The organism is Novosphingobium sp. (assembly GCF_037133355.1).
Taxonomy (GTDB): Bacteria; Pseudomonadota; Alphaproteobacteria; order Sphingomonadales; family Sphingomonadaceae; genus Novosphingobium.
The window spans coordinates 1-3,377 of sequence record NZ_JBAXOI010000047.1; the positions used below are offsets into that span (position 1 = coordinate 1).

Annotated in this window: 4 protein-coding genes; all 4 read right to left on the minus strand. The window is 61.3% G+C overall.

From position 1 onward, the window contains the following. Positions 1-339 precede the first annotated feature (339 nt). Genes WCL10_RS20435 through WCL10_RS20450 form a run of 4 tightly spaced genes read right to left on the minus strand, consistent with a single transcriptional unit; the run spans position 340 to position 3,311 of the window. A complete protein-coding gene (locus WCL10_RS20435) occupies positions 340-1,611 on the minus strand; it encodes a Y-family DNA polymerase (protein WP_336897485.1) in 1,272 nt (423 codons plus the stop codon). Next, on the minus strand, positions 1,611-2,030 hold the full coding sequence (gene umuD / locus WCL10_RS20440) for a translesion error-prone DNA polymerase V autoproteolytic subunit (protein WP_336897486.1): 420 nt from the start codon (positions 2,028-2,030) through the stop codon (positions 1,611-1,613). The genes WCL10_RS20435 and umuD overlap by 1 nt, the downstream gene beginning before the upstream one ends. A 58-nt stretch (positions 2,031-2,088) precedes the next feature. Next, on the minus strand, positions 2,089-2,490 hold the full coding sequence (locus tag WCL10_RS20445; protein ID WP_336897487.1) for a hypothetical protein: 402 nt from the start codon (positions 2,488-2,490) through the stop codon (positions 2,089-2,091). Further along, the gene (locus tag WCL10_RS20450; protein ID WP_336897488.1) at positions 2,487-3,311 is read right to left on the minus strand and encodes a recombinase family protein; all 825 of its coding nucleotides are present in this window, start codon (positions 3,309-3,311) and stop codon (positions 2,487-2,489) included. Before WCL10_RS20450 ends, WCL10_RS20445 begins: the two co-directional genes overlap by 4 nt. Positions 3,312-3,377: the final 66 nt, after the last annotated feature.

The window sequence follows — 3,377 nt, forward strand, 5'->3', positions numbered from 1 at the left end:
GGTTTGCTAAACCGTCGTACTGGGATTACCGGTACCGAGGGTTCGAATCCCTCCGTCTCCGCCAACATCTCAATGCAAATCAATGAGATGGCCCGATACAGGGCAGAAAATCCCCAGCTCCCGCGGGGTTTTGCAGATGGCATGTAAACCTCAGAGACTGCCAGAAACCCCCAAATCGGTCTCTGACCGGCTTTTGTCTCTTTTCACCTAAACCTAGCTCGCAACGGTATAGTCTCCACAAGTGACGGATTTCCTACGTTTATTGCGAGCCCGGGACCTATACCGTTTTTACTCTGCCTCGGCAGGCAATGTGATGAGAGAAGCCAAGGTATAGAGGCTTCAGCCCATCTTCGCGGACGGGATATCCCCCCAGCGTGTCGTGAAACTGGGCGACAGGTTCTCTCGCCGCATGTGCCACTCCCCGTCCTTCTGGGCCAAGCCAAGCCGGGCTGTGCCCCGGCCGTAGCGGGCATTGATCTGATCCATCGCCTTCATGAGCCCGTCATCTGGGGCGTCGATGATATCGAACAGTGAGACCGGGGCCTGACCCGGCGCGCCAAGATCGAGCAGCAGAACTCCGGCCTTCCGCCAGCCATAACCTTCTCGCCAGATGCGCTCGAAGATCCTCATTACCGCGGCGCCGATGTCCCGGGTGTCGGACGTCGGCCGGTGAAATGTAGCGGAGCCAGATATCGACTTCTGCGGTGCATCCTGGGCGAAGGGATCGGTCCGGATAAACAACTGCACCGCACCCGCGACCTGTCCGGCGTTGCGCACCTTCTCAGCCGCGCGTTCGGCAAAGCTCATGACTGCGTCGTGGACCTGGGCCTTGCAGAAAATCGCCGTGCCAAAGGTGCGCGAGCAGCAGGTCGTCTGCTTGGGCGGCGGCTGGTCCTCGAGCGCATGGCATACCAACCCGCGCAGTTCATGGACCGTGCGCAGCCCCACTACACCCATGCGCTGGCGCACCCAGCCGTCGGGCGCGTTTGCAAAGTCATGGGCGGAGTGGATGCCGCGCTCCTCGAGCATCACTGTCCAGCGACGGCCTACACCCCATACGTCGCCCACAGGTGTCTTGCGCAGGGCGGCGTTGATCCACTGCGGGTGATGGACCAGGTCGAGGACACCGCCCGCCTTGGCCGACTTCTTGGCCAGGCGGTTGGCCAGCTTGGACAGGGTCTTGGTGGGGCCGACGCCAACGGATACTGGGATGCCGGTCCATTGCAGTGTCTGCTCCCGAAGATTTCGGCACCAGTCGGTGAGATCCGGAACACCCAGCCGATCGAGATCGAGGAAGCATTCGTCTATGCTGTAAACTTCATGGGCCGGCGCACTTGAGCCCAGCACGCTCATCACCCGTTCGGAGATATCGCCGTACAGCGCATAGTTCGAGGAACAGACGGTAATGTCATGCTCCTCGACCAGCTTGCGGATTTTGAACATCGGCGCGCCCATGCCGACGCCCAATACCTTGGCCTCATTCGACCGGGCAATGACGCAGCCATCGTTGTTGGAGAGGACAACCACCGGCCGTCCCCGCAGGCGGGGCTGGAATAGCCGCTCACAGGATGCGTAGAAGTTGTTGCAATCGACCAGCGCGAAGGTGGCCATCAGCGGCCACAGTGACGCCGGATACTATGGGTTACGACGCCCCAGATCTCGCAATCGCCTTCGCCCATCGGCAGTGATGGATAATCGTTGTTCTCGGCCGCCAGATGCCATTGCCCGCGGACCTTTTTGAGCCTTTTGACCGTGAGGTCGCCCTGTAGAATGGCAATGACGATATCGTCGGGCTGTGGGGTGACGCCGCGGTCGATGATCAGGAGATCGCCATCGAAGATTCCGACGCCGCGCATGGATTCGCCCGATGCACGCACGAAGAACGTAGCCGCTGGTCTTCGCACCAGATGCTCATTGAGGTCGAGCTTGCCTTCAATGTGGTCGTCCGCCGGACTTGGAAACCCAGCCGGCACCCGCGCGCTGAACAGTGGGATTTCGAGTTTGAGCGGGGAATCGGCAAAGCGCAGCACGAGGGCATGTTCCAAAATTACAATCAGAACACATCAAGAACATCGGCGCGGCGATTCGTCAATCAATACCGTTTTCCTTATCGGCGAATACCGCGCGCGCTTGCTCAGCCCATGGCAGATCAGCTGCCAATGCCAAATCCTTTACCGACACCGTCGGCGCAATGCGCGCGATCAGCAGCTTTTCCAGCACGGCTGGCGCCAGATAAGCCAGCTTGAGCATCCGACCAACGTAAGGCGGCGTGACGCCCTCGGCCTCCGCGATGTCGGACATGGTGGCAACTGCACCCGATTCCAGCTTGCGCCGCCAGCTCCACGCCTTGGCAATCGCCTTTAGGATGTGCGGGTCCACGCCGCCAGTTTCCGGGGCCATATCGGAGGGTGGCACTATCTTCGGTCGGCCGTTGCGCTTGCGGATGGCCAGCGGGATGATGACCCGGATTGTGGTGGGCGCGACGCTCATGCCGTCATTTCCCGGCGCGGCGTCACCATCTCCCTGACCACTGACCCAAGCCCCTCGGTGCGAAGATCGACGGCCATGCCATCGCTGCCGACCGTGACCCGCTCGACCAAAAGCCGTGCGATGCGGGCCTGCTCAGCCGGGAACAGGGACTCCCACAATGCGTCAAATCCCGTCAGGGCTGCCACCACATCGGGCTGTTCTATCTCAGGGCATTCGCGCTGCGCGGCCTCGATCGCCCGGGCCGTGACCTCAGGCGTCAGCAGAAGGGTCCGGATCTGTTGGACGACCGCCGTCTCCACCATCCCGGCAGGCAGCCGAACGAAGGTTTCGGTGTTCTCGCCCGCCCGGTTCCGGATCGCGTCCATCGAAGTGTAGTAGCGATAAAGGCGGCTGCCCTTCTTCGACACGGTCGGCGTCATCGCGATGCCCTTCTCCGTGAATATCAGACCCTTCAGCAGCGCAGGCGTCTTGGCCCTCGTGTTTCCTGCCCGGGTGCGCGGGCTTTGCGCCAGCACCGACCTGACCTTGTCCCAGAGCACCTGGTCGATGATGGCCTGATGCTCGCCGGGATAGCTGGTGCCCTTGTGGACGGCCTCGCCGAGGTACACCCGGTTGTTCAGGGCTTTGTAGAGGAAGCCCTTGTCGATGGCCTTGCCGCGCTTGTTCAGGGCACCTGCGGCGACCAGTTCCCGGGTCAGCAGCGTAGCGGATCCCAGCTCGACGAACCGCTCGAACATCCCTTTGATGGCCCGTGCCTCGGTCTCATTGATGATCAGCTTTCGGCCTACGACGTCGTAGCCCATCGGCACGAACCCGCCCATCCACATGCCCTTTGTCAGTGGGCGTGTAATTCTCCGCAATAGTGGGCTTTGAAAATTCCCTGGTTG

What these genes read in the sequence shown, in the direction of transcription:
- WCL10_RS20435 (WP_336897485.1), bottom strand. Translation starts at nt 1,611, where the DNA reads ATGGCCACCTTCGCGCTGGTCGATTGCAACAACTTCTACGCATCCTGT.
- WCL10_RS20445 (WP_336897487.1), bottom strand. Translation starts at nt 2,490, where the DNA reads ATGAGCGTCGCGCCCACCACAATCCGGGTCATCATCCCGCTGGCCATC.
- WCL10_RS20450 (WP_336897488.1), bottom strand. Translation starts at nt 3,311, where the DNA reads ATGGGCGGGTTCGTGCCGATGGGCTACGACGTCGTAGGCCGAAAGCTG.